1 pseudogene is annotated in these 394 nt (G+C 57.1%); it reads right to left on the bottom strand.

Features of this window, described 5'->3' with window-relative positions:
• Window positions 1–394, bottom strand: a pseudogene (locus HK24_RS05695) (IS481 family transposase); the annotation flags it as partial.

Genomic DNA, 394 nt, shown 5'->3' with positions numbered 1-394 from the left:
AAAAAAGCCGATGGGATAGCGTTTGAAACGCTGTCGTTTGGGCTTGTCTCCCTCGATATCCGGAAGCCGGGATATCCCGTGACGCTGAAAGCAGCGATGCAGGGCCGAACGTGTCAGATGAGGAATGCTGGCCTGCAGGGCATAAAGGCAGTCATCCAGCGGCAGTAAAGTATGCCGGCGAAAGGCGACTGCCATGGCTTCTTCGGTTTCTGTCAGGCTCGTTGAGCGAGGCTCTTTAGGGCCAGTTTTCTGATCTTCGACAGTCTCACGCTTCCGCCATTTTGCAACTGTTTTCGGGTTGATCCCGAACTCCTTGCTCAGCGTCGCGAGCGAAGCCTGCGATCGCTGTAGTGCTGCTCGCACGGCGTGCGTGGTCGTGGCGCTCCCATGACGT

The organism is Gluconobacter sp. DsW_058 (assembly GCF_002153615.1).
GTDB classification, from domain to species: Bacteria; Pseudomonadota; Alphaproteobacteria; order Acetobacterales; family Acetobacteraceae; genus Gluconobacter; species Gluconobacter cerinus.
Note: the sequence above shows the minus strand (reverse complement) of the source record. Positions and strands in the feature narration are given on the sequence as shown.